This window comes from Streptomyces sp. R11 (assembly GCF_041051905.1).
GTDB lineage: Bacteria > Actinomycetota > Actinomycetes > Streptomycetales > Streptomycetaceae > Streptomyces.
The window spans coordinates 5,927,299-5,948,383 of sequence record NZ_CP163432.1 but is presented as its reverse complement, the minus strand read 5'-3'; the positions used below and the strand labels follow the sequence as shown (position 1 = coordinate 5,948,383).

General features: G+C 67.8%; 18 protein-coding genes and 2 pseudogenes. 11 read left to right on the top strand and 9 right to left on the bottom strand.

All coding sequences use genetic code 11. The annotated features are described in order from the left end of the window. Window positions 1-188: 188 nt before the first annotated feature. From AB5J55_RS27605 to AB5J55_RS27575, 7 genes are all read left to right on the top strand, one after another. On the top strand, window positions 189-1,217 hold the full coding sequence (locus AB5J55_RS27605; RefSeq protein WP_369273215.1) for an ABC transporter permease: 1,029 nt from the start codon (window positions 189-191) through the stop codon (window positions 1,215-1,217). Window positions 1,218-1,295: 78 nt separating this feature from the next. Continuing rightward, a complete protein-coding gene (locus AB5J55_RS27600; protein ID WP_369273214.1) occupies window positions 1,296-3,053 on the top strand; it encodes an ABC transporter substrate-binding protein in 1,758 nt (585 codons plus the stop codon). Between the two features lie 105 nt (window positions 3,054-3,158). Next, on the top strand, window positions 3,159-4,139 hold the full coding sequence (locus AB5J55_RS27595) for an ABC transporter permease (RefSeq protein ID WP_363034853.1): 981 nt from the start codon (window positions 3,159-3,161) through the stop codon (window positions 4,137-4,139). Between the two features lie 52 nt (window positions 4,140-4,191). Beyond that, complete coding sequence (locus AB5J55_RS27590) at window positions 4,192-5,226, top strand: ABC transporter ATP-binding protein (protein WP_369273213.1); 1,035 nt, start codon at window positions 4,192-4,194, stop codon at window positions 5,224-5,226. 30 nt (window positions 5,227-5,256) lie between these two features. Continuing rightward, window positions 5,257-6,300, top strand: coding sequence for an ABC transporter ATP-binding protein (locus AB5J55_RS27585; RefSeq protein ID WP_369273212.1), 1,044 nt, complete (start codon window positions 5,257-5,259; stop codon window positions 6,298-6,300). 160 nt (window positions 6,301-6,460) lie between these two features. Further along, entirely contained in the window at window positions 6,461-7,216 is a 756-nt protein-coding gene (locus AB5J55_RS27580; RefSeq protein WP_369273211.1) for a metallophosphoesterase, read from the top strand. A 53-nt stretch (window positions 7,217-7,269) separates the two neighbouring features. Further along, the gene (locus AB5J55_RS27575; protein ID WP_369273210.1) at window positions 7,270-8,310 is read left to right on the top strand and encodes an amidohydrolase family protein; all 1,041 of its coding nucleotides are present in this window, start codon (window positions 7,270-7,272) and stop codon (window positions 8,308-8,310) included. Window positions 8,311-8,344: 34 nt separating this feature from the next. On the opposite strand, the gene AB5J55_RS27570 is transcribed toward AB5J55_RS27575, so the two are convergent. Next, complete coding sequence (locus AB5J55_RS27570; protein WP_369273209.1) at window positions 8,345-8,734, bottom strand: VOC family protein; 390 nt, start codon at window positions 8,732-8,734, stop codon at window positions 8,345-8,347. 50 nt (window positions 8,735-8,784) lie between these two features. Here AB5J55_RS27570 and AB5J55_RS27565 point away from each other — a divergent pair, with 50 nt between their 5' ends. Then, window positions 8,785-9,525 carry a trans-aconitate 2-methyltransferase gene (locus tag AB5J55_RS27565; protein WP_369273208.1) on the top strand — a complete coding sequence of 247 codons (741 nt, stop codon included), beginning with the start codon at window positions 8,785-8,787 and terminating at the stop codon, window positions 9,523-9,525. Window positions 9,526-9,535: 10 nt separating this feature from the next. On the opposite strand, the gene AB5J55_RS27560 is transcribed toward AB5J55_RS27565, so the two are convergent. Continuing rightward, the gene (locus tag AB5J55_RS27560) at window positions 9,536-9,835 is read right to left on the bottom strand and encodes a hypothetical protein (protein ID WP_369276494.1); all 300 of its coding nucleotides are present in this window, start codon (window positions 9,833-9,835) and stop codon (window positions 9,536-9,538) included. A gap of 57 nt (window positions 9,836-9,892) precedes the next feature. Between AB5J55_RS27560 and AB5J55_RS27555 the strand changes: the two are divergent. Further along, a pseudogene (locus tag AB5J55_RS27555) lies at window positions 9,893-10,053 on the top strand (transposase); the annotation flags it as partial. Between the two features lie 123 nt (window positions 10,054-10,176). On the opposite strand, the pseudogene AB5J55_RS27550 reads toward AB5J55_RS27555, so the two are convergent. Next, a pseudogene (locus AB5J55_RS27550) lies at window positions 10,177-10,280 on the bottom strand (IS5/IS1182 family transposase); the annotation flags it as partial. Between the two features lie 245 nt (window positions 10,281-10,525). Between AB5J55_RS27550 and AB5J55_RS27545 the strand changes: the two are divergent. Together AB5J55_RS27545 and AB5J55_RS27540 are read left to right on the top strand one after the other, a co-directional pair. Next, window positions 10,526-11,431: a hypothetical protein gene (locus AB5J55_RS27545; protein ID WP_369273207.1), complete on the top strand. Its 906-nt coding sequence runs from the start codon at window positions 10,526-10,528 to the stop codon at window positions 11,429-11,431. Window positions 11,432-11,504: 73 nt separating this feature from the next. Beyond that, window positions 11,505-11,987, top strand: coding sequence for a hypothetical protein (locus AB5J55_RS27540; RefSeq protein WP_369273206.1), 483 nt, complete (start codon window positions 11,505-11,507; stop codon window positions 11,985-11,987). A 257-nt stretch (window positions 11,988-12,244) separates the two neighbouring features. On the opposite strand, the gene AB5J55_RS27535 is transcribed toward AB5J55_RS27540, so the two are convergent. From AB5J55_RS27535 to typA, 6 genes are all read right to left on the bottom strand, one after another. Beyond that, on the bottom strand, window positions 12,245-13,363 hold the full coding sequence (locus AB5J55_RS27535; protein WP_369273205.1) for an ABC transporter ATP-binding protein: 1,119 nt from the start codon (window positions 13,361-13,363) through the stop codon (window positions 12,245-12,247). A gap of 132 nt (window positions 13,364-13,495) precedes the next feature. After that, entirely contained in the window at window positions 13,496-14,557 is a 1,062-nt protein-coding gene (locus tag AB5J55_RS27530; protein WP_369273204.1) for an ABC transporter ATP-binding protein, read from the bottom strand. A 14-nt stretch (window positions 14,558-14,571) separates the two neighbouring features. Beyond that, complete coding sequence (locus AB5J55_RS27525; protein WP_369273203.1) at window positions 14,572-15,552, bottom strand: ABC transporter permease; 981 nt, start codon at window positions 15,550-15,552, stop codon at window positions 14,572-14,574. A gap of 97 nt (window positions 15,553-15,649) precedes the next feature. Beyond that, a complete protein-coding gene (locus AB5J55_RS27520; protein ID WP_369273202.1) occupies window positions 15,650-17,458 on the bottom strand; it encodes an ABC transporter substrate-binding protein in 1,809 nt (602 codons plus the stop codon). 57 nt (window positions 17,459-17,515) lie between these two features. Further along, window positions 17,516-18,550, bottom strand: coding sequence for an ABC transporter permease (locus tag AB5J55_RS27515; RefSeq protein ID WP_369273201.1), 1,035 nt, complete (start codon window positions 18,548-18,550; stop codon window positions 17,516-17,518). A 436-nt stretch (window positions 18,551-18,986) separates the two neighbouring features. Then, window positions 18,987-20,894 carry a translational GTPase TypA gene (gene typA, locus AB5J55_RS27510; protein WP_369273200.1) on the bottom strand — a complete coding sequence of 636 codons (1,908 nt, stop codon included), beginning with the start codon at window positions 20,892-20,894 and terminating at the stop codon, window positions 18,987-18,989. Window positions 20,895-21,085 lie beyond the last annotated feature (191 nt).

Genomic DNA, 21,085 nt, shown 5'->3' with positions numbered 1-21,085 from the left:
CAACTCAATCACGTTGCGCTACCCGCGTAGCTACGGAATGGTCAAGACAGGGTAAAGAACGTAAAGAGACAACCAAGTCGGCCGAGAATTTATTGACCTTGAATGAATTGCGTTGAAAAAGTCCGGCGTAGCCCGTAGGGGAGCGTGCCCTGCGGAGTCATCAGACCCTCCCTTGGGCCAGGAGCACCATGACCCCCCCAACTCCATCCGCGGCTGCCCCGCTTGAGGCGACTGACGAAAGCATCGACAAGTCGCCTTCGCCCTCCACCCCTAAGGGCAACGAAAGCCGCTCGCCGGGACGGCTGGCGTGGACCCGCTTCAAGCGGGACCACACGGGCGTCATATCGGCGTACATCGTGATCTTCTTCTTCGTGATCGCGCTCGCCGCTCCGCTCATTGCGAAGCTGTACGGGAAGGATCCGTACACGACGTACGCGAGCCAGCAGCCTGAGCTGCTGAACGCCTTCGCGTACCCGGCGGGTCCGAACGGCGGCATCAGCTCGGAGTTCTGGTTCGGTGTGGAGCCGCAGCTCGGGCGTGACGTCTTCACCTTCCTGCTCTACGCGATCCGCACCTCACTGGGCATCGCCGTCGCGGCCACCTTGCTCACCGTCGTCCTCGGCGTGGTCATCGGCGTCACCGCGGGCTATCTCGGCGGCAGGACGGACTACTTCGTGGGCCGGGTCATCGACATCCTGCTGTCGTTCCCGTCCACCCTCTTCTTCATCGCCTTCATGCCGGTCGTGTACGGGCTCTTCGTCGCCCCCGACGAGAACATCCCGACGTGGCTGCGCGCCGCCGGCCTGATCATCGTGCTCTCCGCCTTCGGCTGGGCCTCCATCGCCCGACTGCTGCGCGGCCAGGTACTCGGCCTGCGCGAGCGAGAGTTCGTCGAAGCGGCCAAGGTCACGGGCGCGTCACCGCGGCGTATCGTCTTCAAGGAGCTGCTGCCCAACCTGTGGACTCCGATCATCATTCAGTCCACGCTGATGCTCCCGGCCTTCGTCACCGCTGAGGCGGGTCTCGCCTTCCTGGGTGTCGGCATGATCGACCCGACACCGGACTGGGGCGTCATGATCCAGCGAGGCGCCCAGTTCTACACGGAGGACCTCACCTTCATGCTCTTCCCGGGCATGTCCATGGTGATCTTCGTGCTCGCGTTCAACCTCCTCGGTGACTCGGTGCGTGACGCACTCGACCCGAAGTCCAAGCGCTGACTCCGGCTCATTTCAGGACCACGGCGAAGTCGCCGGGTGCCGGATCTCTCTCATCAACCCACTTCAAGGCAGGATGCGATGTCCTTCTCGCGTAGAAACTTCCTGATCGCCACCGGCGTGGCCGCGGCGTCGACCTCGGTGCTGAGCGCCTGCAGCAGCGGCAGCGAGGGCGGCTCGCAGGACCAGGCCCCCAAAGTCACCGGCTCCAAGACCACCGAGATCCCCGTGGGGACCAAGGCCGACTCGACCGGCCCGGCCCCCGAGGTCAAGGGCGCGGTGACGGGCGGGACGATCTACTCGCTCCAGCAGTTCGACATGGACCACATGGACCCGGCGCAGATCTACGTCTCGACCGAGGGCGCCATCACCGTCCCGATCATGCGCGGTCTGACCGGCTACAAGCTGGACGACAAGGGCGGGGCCACCCTGGTCGGCGACGCCGCGACCGACGCCGGCACGATGAAGGACGGCGGCAAGACCTGGTCCTTCACCATCAAGGACGGCATCAAGTGGGAGGACGGCGCCGACCTCTCCATGGACGACGTCCGCCACACCTTCGAGCGCCTCTTCGCGAGCTTCATCACCGAGGGCCCGATCTACGTCCAGGAGTTCCTGGAGGGCGGCGACAAGTACGACGGCCCGTACGACGGCAAGAGCCTCGACTCCATCGAGATCGACGGCAAGACCATCACCTTCCGTCTCAAGGAAGCCCGCGTCGACTTCAACTACACGCTCGCGATGCGTGGTTACTCCCTGGTGCCCAAGAAGGGCGACACCAAGGAGAAGTACGACAAGAAGCCGGTCTCCTGCGGCCCGTACAAGATCGAGAGCCGTAGCATCGGCAAGTCGATGACCTTCGTGCGCAACGAGCACTGGGACCCGAAGACGGACCCGATCCGCAACGCCTACCCGGACAAGTTCGTCTTCCAGATGGGCTACGAGCTGGTGGCGTCGACCGACCGCTGGATCGCGGACCAGGGCAACGACCAGTACGCGGTGCCGATCTTCAACGAGGTCGCTCCCGAGCGCCTCGCCCAGGCCCTCACCAAGCCCGAGCTGAAGAAGCGCGTCCTCACCGCGGTCGACACGGTCACCTACTACTGGCCGATCAACATGACCCGGGTCAAGGACCTCAAGGTCCGTCAGGCCATCAACCACGCCTGGCCGCACCAGCAGCTCCAGACCATCGGCGGCGGTGCCGCGTCCCAGGAGATCGCCACCACGATCTTCGCCCCGGTGACGCCCGGTTACACCAAGTTCGACCTGTACGGCGTCGACAAGAAGCCGGGCGGCGACCCCGAGAAGGCCAAGGCCCTCCTGAAGGAAGCCGGCAAGCTCGGCTACAAGCTGGTCATCGCCTACCAGCAGTCGGACACCGCGGTGAAGACCGCCGTCGCCATCAAGAACGCGCTGGAGGCGGCCGGCTTCCAGGTCGTCAACAAGCAGGTCGACAAGTCGACGTTCTACACCCAGATCGGCAAGATCGACAACGACTTCGACCTGTTCGCCGCCGGCTGGAGCCCGGACTGGCCGGGCGGTTACTCGCAGTTCTACCCGTGCTGGAGCGGCAAGAACATCGGTGACGGCCGCAGCAACTACGCCCAGCTGAACGACCCGAGCGTCAACAAGGCCATCGACGCCGCGGGCAAGATCGCGGACGTGGATGAGGCCAACAAGGCCTGGGGCAACGTCGACAAGATGATCATGGAGCTGGCCGCGGTCGTCCCGGACTACCACAAGATCCGGAACTACCTGTACGGCTCCAAGGTCGGCAACGTCATCTGGGACGGCGGCAACACCTGCGTCGCGCTCACCAAGCTCTACGCCAAGAAGTAAGCGAGCTCGACCCCTTGGGGGCGGCCACTCCACGTGGCCGCCCCTGCGGCCCACCCCCCTCTACTTCCCCCCGGCGACGGCGCCCCGTCCGGAAAGTCACGCCTCATGTTCCGCTTCCTTGTCCGCCGAGTCATCGGCGCGCTGGTCATTCTGCTGATCATCAGCGCCATCACATTCTGGCTCTTCTACGCCGTGCCGCGTGACCCCGCGATGATGTCCTGCGGCAAGAACTGCACGCCCGAGAACCTGGCGCAGATCCGGCAGAACCTGGGCATCGACAAGCCGATCCCGGTGCAGTACTGGCTGTGGCTGGTCGGCGTCTTCGTCGGGCGCGACTACGCCAACTACGACTTCTGCAACGCACCCTGCCTCGGGTACTCCTTCGCCAACCGCGAGCCCGTCTTCGACACGATCATGGACCGTCTGCCGACGACCCTCTCGCTCGCCTTCGGCGCGGCCGTCGTCTTCCTGATCCTCGGTATCGGCGCGGGCATGCTCGCGGCGCTCAAGCAGGGCAAGTTCCTGGACAAGTTCGCCAGCTCCGCCTCGCTGCTCGGCTCCTCGCTCCAGATCTACTTCGTCGGCTACATCGCGATGTTCTTCTTCGTCGCGCAGCTGGGGTGGCTCGACCAGCCGCAGTGGACCCCGCTCTCCGAGAACCCGGCCGCCTGGTTCGGCGGGTTGCTGTTGCCCTGGCTGGTCCTCGCGATCATCTTCACGGCCAACTACACGCGTATGACCCGCTCCCAGCTCGTGGAGCAACTCAGCGAGGACTACGTCCGCACGGCACGGGCCAAGGGTCTGTCCCGGTCGAACGTGTTCTTCCGGTTTGCCTGGCGCGGCGCGATGGGCCCCATCGTCACGGTGTTCGGCATCGACCTGGGCACGCTGATCGGCGGTGCCATCATCACCGAGTCGACCTTCAGCCTCCCGGGCGTCGGCCGGCTCGCGGTGAAGTCCGTGGACCAGAGCGACCTGCCGATGCTGCTGGGTGTGACCCTGCTGGCGGCCGGCGCGATCGTCTTCGCCAACATCATCGTGGACGCCGTCTACGCCCTCATCGACCCGCGGATCCGGCTCGCCTGACCTCCGCCCCCCACTCCCGACCCCTCGCATCACCCCCCTCAGGAGCGTCCCCGTGACGAGCACCGATCAGCAGCCCTTCCTCTCCGTCAAGGACCTTCAGGTCCACTTCTCCACCGAGGACGGCATCGTCAAGGCCGTCGACGGGCTCTCCTTCGACCTTGCCAAGGGCCAGACGCTCGGCATCGTGGGTGAGTCGGGATCCGGCAAGTCCGTCACCAACCTGACGATCCTGGGCCTGCACGACCCGTTCCGCACCAAGATCGACGGCGAGATCCTGCTGGACGGCAGGGAGCTGCTCACCGCCTCGGAGCGGGAGCTGGAGCGGCTGCGCGGCAACAAGATGTCCATGATCTTCCAGGACGCGCTGGCCTCGCTGTCGCCGTACCACACCATCGGTAAGCAGATCGGCGAGACGTACCGCAAGCACACCGGTGCCTCCAAGAAGGAGGCCCGGGCGCGGGCGATCGAGATGCTGCGGCGGGTCGGGATCCCGCAGCCGGACATGCGGGTGGACGACTACCCGCACCAGTTCTCCGGCGGTATGCGCCAGCGCGCGATGATCGCGATGGCGCTGGTCTGCGACCCCGAGCTGCTGATCGCGGACGAGCCGACCACCGCGCTCGACGTGACCGTCCAGGCGCAGATCATGGACCTGCTCAAGGACCTGCAGCAGGAGTTCGGCACGGCGATCATCTTCATCACGCACGACCTCGGTGTCATCGCCGACATCGCGGACGACGTGCTGGTGATGTACGGCGGCCGGTGCGTGGAGCGGGGCACCAAGGAGGAGGTGCTGCGCGACCCGCAGCACCCCTACACCGTGGGCCTGCTGAGCTCCATGCCGAGCCTGGACGGGCCGGTCGACGTGCCGCTGTCGCCGATCCCGGGCGCGCCTCCATCGCTGCTGAACCCGCCCACCGGCTGCCGCTTCCACCCGCGGTGCGCCTTCACCGACAAGGTCCCGGGCGGGCTGTGCTCCAGCGAGCGGCCGCTCCTCGACGTGGTGGACGGCCGGGGCTCCGCCTGCCACCTGGCGCCGGGGGAGCGCAAGGATCTGTTCGCCGAATTCGCCGGATCCCGGCACTGACTGACGTACACGAGACGGGACTTCACCATCATGAGCAACGCGCAACCGCTCCTGGACGTCAGCGGTCTGACCAAGCACTTCCCGATCAAGGGCGGCTTCCCGATCAAACGCACGGTCGGAGCCGTCAAGGCCGTGGACGGCCTCGACTTCCAGGTGGGCGAGGGCGAGGCCCTCGGTCTGGTCGGCGAGTCGGGCTGCGGCAAGTCGACGACGGGCCGGCTGATCACGCGGCTTCTGGAGCCGACGGGCGGCAAGATCTCGTACCGCGGCCAGGACATCACGCACGCGGGCCGCAAGAAGCTCGCGCCGGTCCGTTCCGAGATCCAGATGATCTTCCAGGACCCGTACGCGTCCCTGAACCCGCGCCAGACGGTCGGCAAGATCATCTCCGGCCCGATGGAGATCAACGACATCAACCCGGCGGGCGGCCGCGAGAAGCGCGTGCGCGAACTGCTGGAGATCGTCGGCCTGAACCCGGAGCACTACAACCGCTTCCCGCACGAGTTCTCCGGCGGTCAGCGCCAGCGCATCGGCGTGGCACGGGCGTTGGCCCTCGAACCGAAGCTGATCGTGGCCGACGAGCCGGTCTCCGCGCTGGACGTCTCCATCCAGGCACAGGTCGTGAACCTGCTGCAGAAGGTCCAGCAGGAACTGGGCATCGCGTTCGTCTTCATCGCCCACGACCTGGCCGTCGTACGGCACTTCTCGCAGCGCGTCGCGGTCATGTACCTCGGCAAGATCGTCGAGATCGCCGACCGCGACGACCTGTACGGCAACCCGCGCCACCCGTACACCCGGGCGCTGCTGTCCGCCGTGCCCGAGGCGACGGTGGAGGAGACCCCCCGCGAGCGCATCCGCCTCCAGGGCGATGTCCCCTCTCCCATCAACCCGCCCTCCGGCTGCCGCTTCCGCACCCGCTGCTGGAAGGCGACGGAGAAGTGCTCGACCGAGGCCCCGCCGCTGGTCCAGGTCGAGGGCAACAAGCCCGGCCACCTGACCGCGTGCCACTACCCGGAGACGGACGACACGGTCCCCGCGCCGCGTCTCGCCAAGGACCCCCAGCCGGCGGTCTGACACACCCCTTTCGTCAGTCGCCGTGCCCGGAACGGACTTTCACCGGCCCATTGACCCGAGCCCATGAGCGTCCGGTTCCAGGGGAAGGAGGGCCCGTGCACACCCCTTGGGTGCGCACGGGCCCTCATCTCTCGGCCGTGGGCCCCGGATACTGGAGCCCATGGTGAAACGGGTGGCCGTGCTCTCCGACATCCACGCCGTGCTGCCCGCCCTCGAAGCCGTGCTGGCGGAACCGGAGGTCGCGGCGGCGGACCTGATCGTGCTCACCGGAGACATCGCCTGCGGGCCGCAGCCCGCCCAGGTCATGGACCGCCTGACGGGCCTGGGAGAGCGGGCGGCCTGGATCCGGGGCAACGCCGACCGCGAACTCGTCGAGTACCGGCGCGGACTGCGTACCTCGATCCCCGACCCCATCGGGCCGTGGGCCGCCGAGAGCCTCCGCGAGGATCAAGTCACCTTCCTCGAGCGGTTGCCGACGTCCCTCACGCTCCCGGTGGACGGCCTCGGCGAGGTGCTCTTCTGCCATGCGACGCCGCGCGACGACGAGGAGGTCGTGCTCGTCGACTCCCGAGCCAAGCGGTGGACGGAGGTCTTCGCGGACGTCGACTCCGCCGTCACCACCGTCGTGTGCGGCCACACCCATATGCCGTTCACCCGCCTCGCCGCCGGCCGGCTCGTGGTGAACCCGGGCAGCGTCGGGATGCCGTACGGCAGGCTCGGGGCACACTGGGCGCTGCTCGGACCGGGGGTCTCGCTGCGGCGCACGCTGCTGGACGTGGAGGCCTCGGCCGCCCGTGTCGTCGCGGACTCCGCCTTCGAGCAGGCCGCCGAATGGGCCGACTACTTCCTCAACGCCCGGGCCACCGAGGCGGAGGCCTTCGCGGCCTTCGCGCGCAGGGACGGTCGCGAAGGCTGAGAACGGTACGGCGGGCTCGGCAACTCCCGTGCCGATGCCCTAGGTTGAGGCAGATGGCTCTCCACCTGCGCGGCACCACCCTCCCGGACGGCATCCACCGCGACCTCTGGCTCCTCGGCGACCGCATCACCTTCGACCGCCCGTCCGGCGAGGCGCAGACTGTGGCCGACGGCGGCTATCTGCTGCCGGGACTGGTCGACGTCCACACGCACCCCGGGTCCCCGTCCGAGGACGAACCCGTCTTCGACCCCGAGGCGTTCGCCGAGCAGATCACCGCGCACCGGGACGCGGGGACGACGGCGTTGCGGTTCCCGGGACTGCTCGGCGAGATCCCCGCGGGTGTGCGCGAGGCCCCGGACACCCCGCGCATGATCACGGCGGGGCGATGGCTGGCGTGGGCGGGACTGTCGAAAAGCGCCGACTTCCACACCGTCACCGACGACCTCGTCACCGCCGCCGTCGCGCAGACCAAGACCCACGACGGCTGGTGCAAGCTGATGGGCGACTGGGACTACGAGTCGGATCCGGTGCCGTACGACATCCTGCGTGCCGTCACCGACGCGGTGCACGCGGTCGGGGGGCGGGTCGCCGCGCACTGCCAGTCGGCGCGCGGCGTGCTGAACGCCTCGCGGGCCGGCGTCGACTCCATCGAGCACGGGATGGGCATGCCGGAGGAGTGCGTCGAGCTGATGGCCACGCACGGGACCGTCTACGTCCCCACCCTCACGACGTTCGCGCGCCGCGTGCCGGACATCAAGGACAACCCCCGCGGGCGCCTCTGGCACGAAGGCCACCGCGTCATGATCCGCCGGGTCCGCGAGGCCCACGACGCCGGCGTCCGTGTCCTCGCCGGCACCGACTCCGCCCCCTTCGGCAACGTGGCCACCGAGGTCGAACACCTCATCGCCGCCGGCCTGCCGACCGACGTGGCGGTGGGTGCGGCGAGCTGGACGGCGCGGGACTTCCTGGGTCTGCCGGGGCTGGTGGAGGGCGGGCTTGCCGACGTGACGGTGTACGACGCGGATCCGCGCGTGGAGCCGGGTGTGCTGCGGCATCCGCGGAGGATCGTGCTGCGCGGGCGGGTCGTCCGCTGAGCGGGCGACGGCGACAGGGCTCGGGGGTCAGGGGTCAGGGCTCGCGCGCCACCAACTCCACCTCGAAGCCGTCGCCGTTCTCCAGATAGGCGGCGTAGTGCTCGGGCCCGCCCGCATAGGGATGCCGATCCGGGAAGAGCAGGCTCCAGCCGTGCCGCGGCGCCTCCTCGACCAGTGCGTCGAGGCCCGCCCGGCCGCCCGGCGCGTGGAAGGCCAGGTGATTCAGGCCGGGGCGCAGCCGGTCGTGCCGGTCGCCCCGCAGTGCCGGTGACTCCTCGACCACGAGGTACGTCTCCCCCGCGCGCCAACTGCGGCCGGCCGGCCAGTCCTGGTGGGGCTCGTGGCCCAGCCGTTCCAGCAACCACCCCCACGACGTGATCGCACGCCCGAGGTCCGGCACCCACAGCTCGACGTGATGCAGCAACTCCCGCACCCTTCCCTCGTGTTCGAGTTCGTTGTGGCAGACTTCCGCGCGTGGTCGATCGGTCGTTCGCGGATCCTGTGCTCGCCGCGTTGTACGACACCCTGAACCCCTGGGGCCCGGGGGACGACTTCTACCTCGGGCTCGTGAGTGCCGCCGGCGCGGTGCTCGATGTCGGCTGCGGTACGGGCCGGTTGCTCCGGCGCGCCAGTGCCGATGGTCACCACGGGCGGCTCGTGGGGCTCGATCCGGCCGCCGCCATGCTGGTGGAGGCGCGGCAGCATGACACCGACGTGGAATGGGTGCTCGGGGATCTGCGGACGCGGGACTGGTGCGCGGAGTTCGATCTGGTCGTGATGACCGGGCATGCGTTCCAGGTGCTGGTGTGTGACGAGGAGTTGCGGGCCTCGCTGCTCGCCGTGCACCGGGCCCTGCGCCCCGGCGGGCGGTTCGTGTTCGAGACGCGGAATCCCGCCGCGCGGACCTGGGAGACGTGGACGCCCGAAAGGGCCCGCACGGTCACCGGCGCGGACGGGGACGCCGTACGCGTATGGCACGACGTCGAAGGACCTGGCGTCGGAGACCGGGTGACCTTCACGGAGACGTACGCCTGCGACAGCTGGCCGGCACCTGCCGTCAGCCGCACCACCCTCCGCTTCCTCGCCCCCGACGCCCTGTCCGCCTTCCTCCACGAAGCCGGCCTCACCGTCGCCGACCAGTACGGCGACTGGACACGGACGCCGGTCACACCCGCCGCCCCCGAGATCATCACCGTGGCCCGGCGGGCCTCGTAGAGCCCTGGCCCTAGTCGTCCTCGTCCTCGAAACTCCACCGGAGGTCAACCTGCGCGGCGGGAGCAACCGCGCGCACGGTGTCGTGAGCCGCCTGCTCGATCTTGTCGGCCCAACTGCCGAATCGGGTCACGATGATGGGGTACTCGCTCCACGCGGAGACCTGCCCCGACGACGCGCCCTCTCCGACCGTCACGTCCCTCTCGAGATCGTGCTCGGTGAGGAACGCGGTCAGTGCCTCGACGACCCGCGCCGTCTCCGCCCCCTGCCCCAGACCGGAGACGTCGAGGCTGAGGCCAACAGATATCGACATGCGCCCAACGTACCTTCGGCCACTGACAAACCCAGCAATGGGCGTTGTGGCCGTCGGCGGGATCATCGGCAGGTGATCGAGGGATCCTGCACCGGGTGCGGACCAGCGGGCAGTGGCGGGATCTGCCCGAGCGGTTCGGCCCCTGGAGGACCGTCGATGAACGCCATCGGACCTGGTCGGCCGACGGCACGTGGGAGCGCCTGCTGCAGCAGGTCCAGGTGCGGCCGATTCCGTAGCCGAGATCGGCTGGGACATCTCGGTGGACTCCTCCGTCGGTGGAGGTGGTGCACGAGGTGAGGGCCTGGGCCGTTCATGGGGAGCACCCAGCCGCGGGTAACCGCGATCGCCGAGCACGACCAGTCCAGGTCTGCGCGCAAGCCGGTTCGTCGAGGACGAGGCGGTGCAGCTTCGCCCAGGCCCGGGCAGCGGGCCACTCGGTGAGACGCACTGCAACGAGACGCACCGGCAACGTACCGCCCGTCGTGGCCACGAAGGTGATCGGTCTCGGTGCGGGCCCCTGACATCTGTCAGGGACCGTTGGGTCAGGCGGCCCTCTAGGTTGCTGTGCGCACCACCTCTGTCAGCCCGGAACAGCCCGATCTCGCAGAGGATCCCTCCGCACGCGCTCCCCGCTGCCCCTGTCTCTCCCCCTCCCCGCTTCCTCGTTCACACCCAACGCGAGAGGACGTCATGCGCAAGGCCGTGATCAGCCTGCTCCTTGTGTCGGCCGTCATCACCGGCTGTGACAGCGCCAAGCACCCTCCGGCGAAAGTGGGACCTCCGTCAGCCGGAGGAGGCCGGCACCTGACCGATGCCGAGCAGTTGCGCATCTCGGACGCTCAGCAACGGCTGATCGGCGCGTGCATGAGACGCCAGGGTTTCGAGTTCTGGGAGGCCGCGCGGCTCAGCCTGGAGGAAAGCCGCACGCTCGGCTATGTGCTGGACGATGTCGCCTGGGCCCGCAAGTACGGGTACGGCAGCCGCCTCCAGGCCAAGGATGCCGCCGCCCGGGCCGCCAACCCCAACCTCGCCTACCGCAAGCGGCTCTCCGAGAAGCGGCGCCAGGCCTACGACGAGGCTCTGGACGGCGGGGTCGACGTGCCCGTCATGGCCGTCGAGATCCCCGGTGGCGGGAGCGTGCGCAAACAGATGGGCGGCTGCGTGGCCGAATCCGAGAAGAAGCTGTACGGGGATCCCCGGGAGTGGTTCCGCACGGAGAAGACCGCCGGGCATCTCCGCGCGCTCTACGTGCCCCGGGTGCTGGCCGACCAGCGGTTCACGGCAGCGCAGAACGCCTGGTCGCGGTGTATGAAGCGGTCCGGCTACGACTACAAGGACCCGGGTGCCTCCCGTCAGGCGGCGGTCGCACAGTCCGACCGGGCGGCCGAGCCCGAGGTCTTCGAGGCCGAGCGGAAGCTCGCCGTGACCGATGCCACCTGCGCCAGGGACACCGGCCTTCGCGCCATCGGCGAGGAGCGCGAGAGTCACTACGTCGCTCAGCTGCGCGACCGCTACGGGGACGCCCTGGACACCTACCTCCGGTTGCAGCACCAAGCGCTCGACCGTGCCAAGAAGATCGTCGGCCCCCGGGCCTGACCACCCATCACCTCCACGACGGTTCGTGGAACCGCATGCCTCACCCAGAGGCGGAGACACCAAGGAGTACGTCATGCACAGATCAGGCGCAGCCGCCATCGTCATCGCCCTGGCATCCCTCGGGCTCATGGCACCGACCACCTCCGCCGCGGCGGCGGACGACAACCTCTGCGCGGCGAGATGGCCGGGCCGTGACGGCAATGTGCGGGCTTGGGTGGACTGGGGCTGCAACGGGGATCGGCCTCTCGGCGTGACGCCGGGAGACGATCGCAGCTGGGGCGATGACGCCGGCGCGTTCCAGAGGCCCGCCAACATAGTGGCGTCCTCCGTGATGAACAGCGGGTTCGTCGGGGGTAGGGACGTCGTCGCCTTCTACTACGACAAGGACTACCAGTACCAGAACGGCTATGTCTGCCTCGCCCCGGGAGAGAAGTGGGCCGACAACCTCACGGACAACTACTTCCACAACAGGCCCGGGCAGGTCGTGAACGACCGCATCGGGTCCCACCGATGGGTCACCGCCTCCGAGTGCGCGGCGGGCAGCTGGCTCACCTGACCGGAAGCGGTACCTGATCCCGGCGCAGAGGGAGGACCATCGCCTTCAGTTCGACGCCGCACGAGGGCCCGTCGGTTTCCCGGCGGGCCCTGATGCGAGGTCGTTCCGCAGCCCGATCTCCGGCCGAGCCTTGCGGAAGGTGTCATGTCCGACGAACCCGTGGTCCGGGTCCGTCTGGTGCGACCACAGCCCCTTCGGGATCGAAGTTGCCGATGGAGAGTGACTCGAATGCCCGTCCGTGATCGGCCGGACAGGCCCTAGTCGTCCGCCTTCTCCAGCGCCGCCAGCGCCGGATCCAGCACGATGTCCTCGTCCCGCGCCTCGATCGTCGGCTCCTCCGGGAAGTGGCAGGCCGTCAGGTGACCGTCGTGGTTGCCCGCGATCTGGATCAGCGGGGGCTCCTCGGCCGCGCACTTGTCCTGGGCTTTCCAGCAGCGGGTGCGGAAACGGCAGCCGGAGGGCGGGGAGATCGGGGAGGGTACGTCGCCGGCCAGGCGGATCCGTTCGCGCGCAGGAGCGTCCTCGTCGGCCACGCTCACCTCGGGCACCGCGGACAGCAGGGCGTGGGTGTAGGGGTGCCGGGGGCGGGTGTAGATGGAGTCGCGGTCGCCGACCTCGATGACCTTGCCGAGGTACATGACCGCGACGCGTTGCGAGAAGTGCCGTACGACGGCCAGGTCGTGCGCGATGAACAGGAACGCGATGCCCAGTTCCTGCTGGACCTTCTGCAGCAGGTTCACGACCTGTGCCTGGATGGAGACGTCCAGCGCGGAGACCGGCTCGTCGGCCACGATCAGCTTCGGTTCGAGGGCCAACGCCCGTGCCACGCCGATGCGCTGGCGCTGACCGCCGGAGAACTCGTGCGGGAAGCGGTTGTAGTGCTCCGGGTTCAGACCGACGATCTCCAGCAGCTCCCTGACCCGTTTCTCCCGCCCGCCGTCCGGCTCGATCCCGTTGATCTCCATGGGGCCGGAGATGATCTTGCCGACCGTCTGGCGCGGGTTCAGCGAGGAGTACGGGTCCTGGAAGATCATCTGGATCTCGGAGCGGATCGGCGCCAGCTGCCTGCGCGTGGCCCGGGTGATGTCCTTGCCCCGGTACGCGATCCGGCCGCTCGTCGGCTCCATGAGCTTGGTGATCAGCCGTCCGGTCGTCGACTTGCCGCAGCCCGACTCCCCCACCAGCCCGAAGCTCTCGCCGACATGCACCGTCAGATCGATGCCGTCGACCGCCTGCACCTGGCCGACGGTCCGCCGGATCGGGAAGCCGCCCTTGACGGGGAAGTGCTTCACGAGCCCTTCCACTTCCAGCAGCGGTTCGCCGGACGCGTCGGTGGCGGCCCCGCGGGGTGCGGGGAGGACGAGGTCCTCTGTCATAGCCGTAGTCCTCCTCAGACGGGGCTGATCGGGGGCCCTGGACCCTGTCTTTTGGATCATCCCGGCGTCGCGGGGCTCGGGTCCGCCGAGAGGAACCGATCCTCACAGCCGAGCTGATCCAAACGACAGTGCCTAGTGCAGTCGGGGCTTGATCTCTTCGGTGAAAATGGTCCGCTTCTGGTCCGCCGTCAAGTGGCAGGCCGAGGAGCGGTCCGGGCCCAGCAACGGAACCTCGGTGACACAGCGCGTGCCGCCGACCCGGTCCTGGAAGGTGCATCGGGGGTGGAAGCGGCAGCCGGAGGGCGGGCGCAACAGGGACGGCGGAGTGCCGGGGATCGGGGCCAGCGGGGTGTGCGGGTCCGAGTCCAGGCGCGGCATCGAGTTCAGCAGGCCCCAGGTGTACGGGTGTTGCGGCGCCCTCAGTACCTGGTTGACCGTGCCGCGCTCCGCCGCCCGGCCCGCGTACATCACCATGATGTCGTCGGCCATGTCGGCGATCACCCCGAGGTCGTGGGTGATGAAGATGATCGCCGAGCCGAACTCCCGCTGCAGGTCCTTCAGCAGATCCAGGATCTGCGCCTGGACCGTGACGTCCAGCGCGGTGGTCGGCTCGTCGGCGATCAGCAGGTCCGGGTCGCAGACCAGCGACATCGCGATCATCGCGCGCTGGCGCATACCGCCGGAGAACTGGTGCGGATAGTCCTTCGCCCGCTGCTTCGGGTTGGGGATGCCGACCTTCCCCAGCATCTCCACCGCCCGCTCCCAGGCGGCCTTCTTGGAGACGCGCATGTGCTTCATGTACGGCTCGGCGATCTGCCGACCCACCGTGTAGTACGGCGACAGCGCGGTGAGCGGGTCCTGGAAGATCATGGCGACCTTGTTGCCGCGCAGCTTCTCCAGCTCGGACTCCCGGGCCGTGGTGAGCTCCTGGCCCTCCAGGAGGATCTCGCCCTCGACGGTGGTGAACATGGGGTTGTGCAGACCGAGGATCGTCAGGTTCGTCACCGACTTCCCCGAGCCGGACTCGCCGACGATCCCCAGCGTGCTGCCGCGCTCCAGGTCGAAGGAGAGCCCGTCCACGGCCCGTACGACGCCGTCCTCGGTCTTGAAGCTGACGTGCAGGTCCCGCACCGACAGGAACGCGTCCGCGTCGGCCGGGACCGGGGCGCCGGCCTCCTTGGTCAGAGTGGTCACGTCAGTGCTCCTACCTAGGACAACCGCACGCGCGGGTCGATGAAGGCGTACGTCGCGTCGACGACGATGTTGCAGAGCAGGATCATGGTGGCGGAGAACAACATCACGCCCAGCAGCAGCGGCAGATCACTGAAGAACACCGACTCCACCGCCAGCCGGCCGAGCCCCGGAAGACCGAAGGTGTACTCCGTGATGATGGCACCGCCGAGCAGCGAGCCGAGGTCGATGCCGAAAATGGTGACGATGGGGATCAGCGAGCCGCGCCAGGCGTAGCGGAAGAAGACGTACCGCCGTGACATGCCCTTGGCCCGGGCGGTGCGGACGTGTTCCTCCTGGAGTTGCTCGATCATCGACGAGCGGGACATACGGGTGTACTGCGAGGCGAAGATCGTGGAGAGGACGACCCAGGGGATGATCAGGCCCGTGAACCAGGCGCCCGGGTTCTGGGTGAACTCGTTGTAGGCGGGCTTGTCGAAGACATGGGTCTGGTAGACGAGGATCGCCAGGGCCAGCGGACCGAGGAAGTAGATCTGCATCGAGCTGATCACCATCGCGCCGGCCGTGAAGGTCTTGTCGATGAGCGTGCCGCGCTTCCACGCGGCGATCAGGCCGGTGCCGAGCCCGACGATCAGGAAGCAGACCGCCCCGCCCATGGTGAGCGAGAGGGTGGTGGGCAGGCGGTCCATGAGGGTGCCCCACACCTGCTCGTTGGAGTGGTACGAGTAGCCGAAGCAGGGGGCGGGGCACGGGCCTTGGGCGAAGTCGTCGCTGCCCATGACGAGGTTGGTCAGGAAGATCCAGTACTGCTCGGGGATCGGCTTGTCGAGGCCCAGCACCCGGTGCAGGTTCTCCAGGTTGGCCGGGGTGCACGTCTTGCCGCACATCAGGAGAGCCGGGTCGCGCGGCATCCCGAAGAACAGCAGGAACGCGACGATGCTCAGCAGGAAGAGGATGACGACGGCGCCGAGGGACCGGCGGACCAGGAAGCGCAGCATGGCAAGCAGCTCTCAGACGTCGGCGGGCCGGGTGGCACCCGGTGCGCCGTCCCCTGGGGGAAGGAGGGCGGACGCACCAGGTGCCGGGCGGGCGGGGTTACTTGACGTACAGGCGGCGCGGGTCAACGCCGGCGATGATGTCGTCGTAGACGAGGCCGCCGACCTTGGATCCGGCGATCTGGGTCTGCTTGTAGTACGCGGTCGGGACGACGTTGACGACTTCCTTCACCAGGTACTCGTTGAGCTTGTTCCACTCGGTAGCGGCCTTGACCGGGTCGGTGATCTTGTTGATCCGGTCGATCTCGCTGTTGACCTTGGAGTCGTTGACCTGCGAGTAGTTCTGGGCGCCCTCGGCGATCGCGCGTCCGTCGTACAGCGGCGGGATCACGGTCGAGGCGGACGGCCAGTCGGCACCCCACGCGGTGTGGAAGATGTCGTAGTTGTTGTCCAGCTTGCTGACCTGGTCGTAGTAGGTCTCGGCCGGGATCTCCTGGCGCTGGACGTCGAAGCCGGCCTTCTCCAGGCCCGCCGCCATGGCGGTGGAGTACTGCTGGCCCTCGGGCGTGTTGATGTAGCCGAAGGTCAGCTTCAGACCGGTCTTGCCGGCCTCCTCCAGGAGCGCCTTGGCCTTGGCCGGGTCACCGGCGGGCTTCTTCTTCTTGCCCCACGGGTCGAAGCCGGGGTCGTAGCCGGTGACGGTCGGGCTGATGATGCCGCCCGCGACCTCCATCGCGTCGGTGCCGCCGTAGGCACGCACGAACGGCGTGACCGGGAGGGCGTAGGCGATGGCCTGGCGGACCTTGATGTCCTTCATCTCCGAGTGGGCCAGGTTGATGTTGACCTGGCCGACGTAGGGCTGGAAGCCGGAGACCGTGCGGGACTTCATCTTCGGGTCGTTGAGGATCTTGGTGAGGTTGCCCGCGTCGACCTGGTTGCTGAAGCTGACGCCCGTCTGGTCACTGCCGCTGTCGGCGAGGAGCGCCTTGGTGGAGTCCTCGTACTGCTGGTTGAAGGTGATGTTGAACCGGTCGACGTACTGGTGCCGCAGCGGGTCCGTGTCCGGGTCCCAGTTCTCGTTCTTGACGAGCACCATCGACTTGCCGGACTTGAACTCCTGGATCTTGTACGGCCCGGTCACCACCGGGTCCTTGTCGTACTTCTCCTTGGTGTCGCCCTTCTCGGACACGATGGCGTAACCCGTCATGGCCAGGGCGTACGGCAGGTCGGGGTGCGGGTTCTTGAACTTGAAGACGACCGTCTTGTCGTCCGGCGTCTCCAGCACGCTGTCCGGCAGGTGCTTGCCCTTGAAGGGGCCGTCCGGCAGCAGCTTGCGGTAGTCGGCACCCGGGGTGTCGGCCAGCCACTGCTGGACGTACGGCGGGCCCTGGTTGATGAAGGACGCGAACTGCCGCTCGAAGGTGTGCCGGACGTCCGCGGAGGTGATCGCGGAGCCGTCCTCGAACTTGATGCCGTCCTTGAGCGTGAACTTCCAGGTCTTGCCGCCGTCCGTGGTGGTACCGGAGTCGGTGGCGAGGTCGCCGACGACCTCGTGCTTGCTGCCGTCGTTGCTGGTCGCCTTGTAGCCGGTCAGCCCTCTGTGCAGCAGCTGGGAGACCGCCATCTCGTCCTGGACGTAGACCTGTCCGGGGTCGAGGTGGGCGTAACTGTCGCGGGCCAGCACCGAGATGGTGCCGCCGGGCTTCGCGCCGGGGACCTCGGCGGCGGGGCCCTTGGACGCCTCGGCGTCCCCGAACTCGATCGCCGCCTGCTGCCGCTCGGCGTTCTCCTTCTGTTCCTTGTCGTTGCCGCTGCCCTTGCTGCCGCCCTCGCTGCACCCGGTCAGCACGAGTGCGCCGGCCGCGAGCACCGAGATTGCCGCGTATACGTGGCGTCCGCCCCTACTCATCACTCAGTTTCCACCCATCTGTGTGTCACCAGTGCGAAGGAAGTGCCAACCAGTGGTTCAGCGCGCCGTCTTGGGGTCGAAGGCGTCCCTGACCGAGTCCCCGAGCAGGTTGAACGCCACGATGAAGATGATCATCGAGATGCCGGGGAAGAACATGTAGGTGATGTCGTTCTGCATCACTAGTTCGGTGGACGCCTTGGAGAACATCTGTCCCCAGTCCGGCGTCGGTTCGACGATGCCCACGCCGAGGAAGGACAGACCGGCCTCGGCGGTCACGAAGTTGGGGAGCATGTACGTGCCCTGCACGAGGATCGGCGTGACCACGTTCGGCAGGATCTCCTTGCGGATGATCCGCCACGGTGGGGCCCCGCTGACCTTGGCCGCCTCGATGAACTCCCGTTCTCGCAGGGCGAGTGTGGTGCCTCTGAGGATCCGCCCGAGACTCATCCAGCCGAGGAACCACATCACGAGGATGAGGGCGACCACCCGGACGTAGACCGGGGTCTCGTCGCGCGGGCTGACGAACAGTGAGACCACGACCGGCATGCTGGCGATGAAGAACAGCTGCGACGGGAAGGCCAGCAGGAAGTCGATGACCCGGCTGATCCAGTAGTCCGTCCGACCGCCGAGGTAGCCGGCCGTGACACCGAGCAGGATGCCGGTGAGCACGGTCGCGATCGTGACCGCGACCGAGATCCCGAGCGAAGTCCGGATGCCGTAGAGGAGTTTGGTGAAGACGTCGTACCCGTTGCCGGGTTCGAGGCCGAACCAGAACTCGCCGCTGATCCCGCCGTTGGGCTGCACCGGCACGCCCGCGCTGTCGAACAGCTCGGGGCGCTCGTCGGCGTACACGGTGTACGGGTCCTTGCCGTACAACCACGAGATCACCGGGGCGAGCAGGCCGATCAGGAAGAAGAAGATGACGACGTACGCCGAGATCACCCCGGTGCGGTCCCGCTTGAAACGGATCCACATCAGCTGGCCGGGGGAACGCCCGATCAGCTGCTCGTCCTCGGTCTTCACGTCCGGTTGTGGTGCACCGTCCGCGATGACCGAGGTCCCGCCACCCTCAATGCCGATACCACTTGTCACGTTTCGCCCGTTTCGCTGGTATGGGTATGCCAAAGCGAGGCGTGCGGAACTCCGCAGCCGGACGCGCGTAGGAGGTGTGCGCCTCTTCCTCCGACACCCCTGACGGAGGATCAGGCAACCCCCTGTAGCTCGTGAGTCGGCACTGTCCCCACAGTGCGAGACCCATTGACCCGAGCGCTGCGGCTAACTATCTGCCATGAGCCAACTACCGACCACCGTCTTTAAATCTCAATTCAGTCACAGCTGACGTGAAGACCTTCCAAAATCCGGACAAAGTGCTGGGTCGAAGAACGTCGCGAAACGGACGTGTTACATGGGTATCGGGCGAGGATCTCCGCATTTCGGACAGGAGGGCGATTCTCGGCCATCGGAAAACGAGTTGCAAAAAGCCCCGGCTCCCCCATGACGGGGGAGCCGGGGCTCAGGCGTCCGGTACTCAGCCGTGCTTGGCGCGGCTCGCGGCGCGGGCACGCTCGCGGGCGTCCAGGTTCACCTTGCGGATACGAACGGCCTCCGGCGTCACCTCGACGCACTCGTCGTCGCGGCAGAACTCCAGGGACTGCTCCAGGGAGAGCTTGCGGGGCGGCACGATCGCCTCGAACGAGTCGGCCGAGGAGGACCGCATGTTCGTGAGCTTCTTCTCCTTGGTGATGTTCACGTCCATGTCGTCGGAGCGCGAGTTCTCGCCGACGATCATGCCCTCGTACACCTCGGTGCCGGGGTCGGTGAACAGCACGCCGCGCTCCTGGAGGTTCGTCATCGCGAACGCGGTGACGGCACCGGCGCGGTCGGCGACCAGCGAGCCGTTGTTGCGGGTCTGCAGGGCGCCGAACCAGGGCTCGAAGCCCTCGTGGATGGAGTGTCCGATGCCGGTGCCACGGGTCTGGGTCAGGAACTCGGTCCGGAACCCGATGAGACCGCGCGAGGGCACCACGAACTCCATGCGCACCCAGCCCGAGCCGTGGTTGGACATGTTGTCCATACGGCCCTTGCGGACGCCCATGAGCTGCGTGACCGCGCCCATGTGCTCCTCGGGGACGTCGATCGTCATGCGCTCGACGGGCTCGTAGACCTTGCCGTCGACGTCCTTGGTCACGACCTGCGGCTTGCCGATGGTCAGCTCGAAGCCCTCGCGGCGCATCTGCTCGACCAGGATGGCGAGCGCGAGCTCACCACGGCCCTGGACCTCCCAGGCATCCGGGCGCTCGGTGTCGATGACACGGAGCGAGACGTTACCGATCAGCTCGCGGTCCAGGCGGTCCTTGACCTGACGGGCGGTGACCTTGCGGTCCTTGACGGCCGCCTTGTTGTCGGCGCCCTTGCCGGTGCCGCCACGGCCGACCAGCGGCGAGGTGTTGGTCCCGATGGTCATGGAGATCGCGGGCTCGTCGACCGTGATCAGCGGGAGCGGGATCGGGTTCTCGGGGTCGGCGAGGGTCTCGCCGATCATGATGTCCGCGATACCGGCGACGGCGCAGATGTCACCGGGGCCCGCCACCTCGGCGGGCTTGCGGGTGAGCGCCTCGGTCATCAGCAGCTCGGTGATGCGGACGTTGGACATGCTGCCGTCGCGCTTGATCCACGTGACGGTCTGGCCCTTGCGCAGCTCGCCCTGCTCGACGCGGAGGAGCGCGATACGGCCGAGGAAGTTGTCCGCGTCCAGGTTGGTGACGTGCGCCTGGAGCGGGGCTTCCTCGTCGTAGGTCGGGGCCGGGATGTGCTGCAGGATGGTGGAGAAGAACGGCTCCAGGCTGGTGGAGTCGGCCGGGACCGTGCCGTTCTCCGGCTTGGTCAGCGAGGCGATGCCGTCACGACCGCAGGCGTAGACGATCGGGAACTCGATCTGCTCCTCGTCGGCGTCCAGGTCGAGGAAGAGGTCGTACGTCTCGTTGACGACCTCGTCGATCCGGGAGTCCGGGCGGTCCGTCTTGTTGATGCACAGGATGACGGGCAGGCGCTGCTGCAGCGCCTTGCGCAGCACGAAGCGGGTCTGCGGCAGCGGGCCCTCGGAGGCGTCGACGAGCAGGACGACACCGTCGACCATCGACAGACCGCGCTCGACCTCGCCACCGAAGTCGGCGTGGCCGGGGGTGTCGATGATGTTGATGGTGATGACGTCCCCCCCGTCCTTCGGGTGGTACTTCACCGCCGTGTTCTTGGCCAGGATCGTGATGCCCTTCTCACGCTCCAGGTCGTTCGAGTCCATCATGCGGTCGTCGACGCCTTCGAGCTGGTGCGCGGCGAAGGCGCCGGCCTGCTTCAGCATGCCGTCGACGATGGTGGTCTTGCCGTGGTCGACGTGGGCGACGATGGCGACGTTGCGGATGTCGTGGCGCGTGGCCATATTGCGGCGTACTCCCGGAGTGGTGAGGACGGCTCTCGCGTACGTCTGTGTTACGCGGGCCCTGCCGGGCTGGACACGCCACGGCCTCACCCCATGGTACGGGGCCGCTGCCGCTGAGGCTCGCCGGGATACGTCGGTGCAGGTGGGGGGCTGTTTGGACCCCGCTGAAACGCCAAACGCCGGCCCGGGCA

Bases quoted from the DNA above. Each gene is read 5' to 3' on its own strand.
- AB5J55_RS27605 (WP_369273215.1), top strand. From the start codon at position 189: ATGACCCCCCCAACTCCATCCGCGGCTGCCCCGCTTGAGGCGACTGAC.
- AB5J55_RS27600 (WP_369273214.1), top strand. From the start codon at position 1,296: ATGTCCTTCTCGCGTAGAAACTTCCTGATCGCCACCGGCGTGGCCGCG.
- AB5J55_RS27595 (WP_363034853.1), top strand. From the start codon at position 3,159: ATGTTCCGCTTCCTTGTCCGCCGAGTCATCGGCGCGCTGGTCATTCTG.
- AB5J55_RS27585 (WP_369273212.1), top strand. From the start codon at position 5,257: ATGAGCAACGCGCAACCGCTCCTGGACGTCAGCGGTCTGACCAAGCAC.
- AB5J55_RS27580 (WP_369273211.1), top strand. From the start codon at position 6,461: ATGGTGAAACGGGTGGCCGTGCTCTCCGACATCCACGCCGTGCTGCCC.
- AB5J55_RS27575 (WP_369273210.1), top strand. From the start codon at position 7,270: ATGGCTCTCCACCTGCGCGGCACCACCCTCCCGGACGGCATCCACCGC.
- AB5J55_RS27560 (WP_369276494.1), bottom strand. From the start codon at position 9,835: ATGTCGATATCTGTTGGCCTCAGCCTCGACGTCTCCGGTCTGGGGCAG.
- AB5J55_RS27545 (WP_369273207.1), top strand. From the start codon at position 10,526: ATGCGCAAGGCCGTGATCAGCCTGCTCCTTGTGTCGGCCGTCATCACC.
- AB5J55_RS27540 (WP_369273206.1), top strand. From the start codon at position 11,505: ATGCACAGATCAGGCGCAGCCGCCATCGTCATCGCCCTGGCATCCCTC.
- AB5J55_RS27535 (WP_369273205.1), bottom strand. From the start codon at position 13,363: ATGACAGAGGACCTCGTCCTCCCCGCACCCCGCGGGGCCGCCACCGAC.
- AB5J55_RS27525 (WP_369273203.1), bottom strand. From the start codon at position 15,552: ATGCTGCGCTTCCTGGTCCGCCGGTCCCTCGGCGCCGTCGTCATCCTC.
- AB5J55_RS27520 (WP_369273202.1), bottom strand. From the start codon at position 17,458: ATGAGTAGGGGCGGACGCCACGTATACGCGGCAATCTCGGTGCTCGCG.
- typA (WP_369273200.1), bottom strand. From the start codon at position 20,894: ATGGCCACGCGCCACGACATCCGCAACGTCGCCATCGTCGCCCACGTC.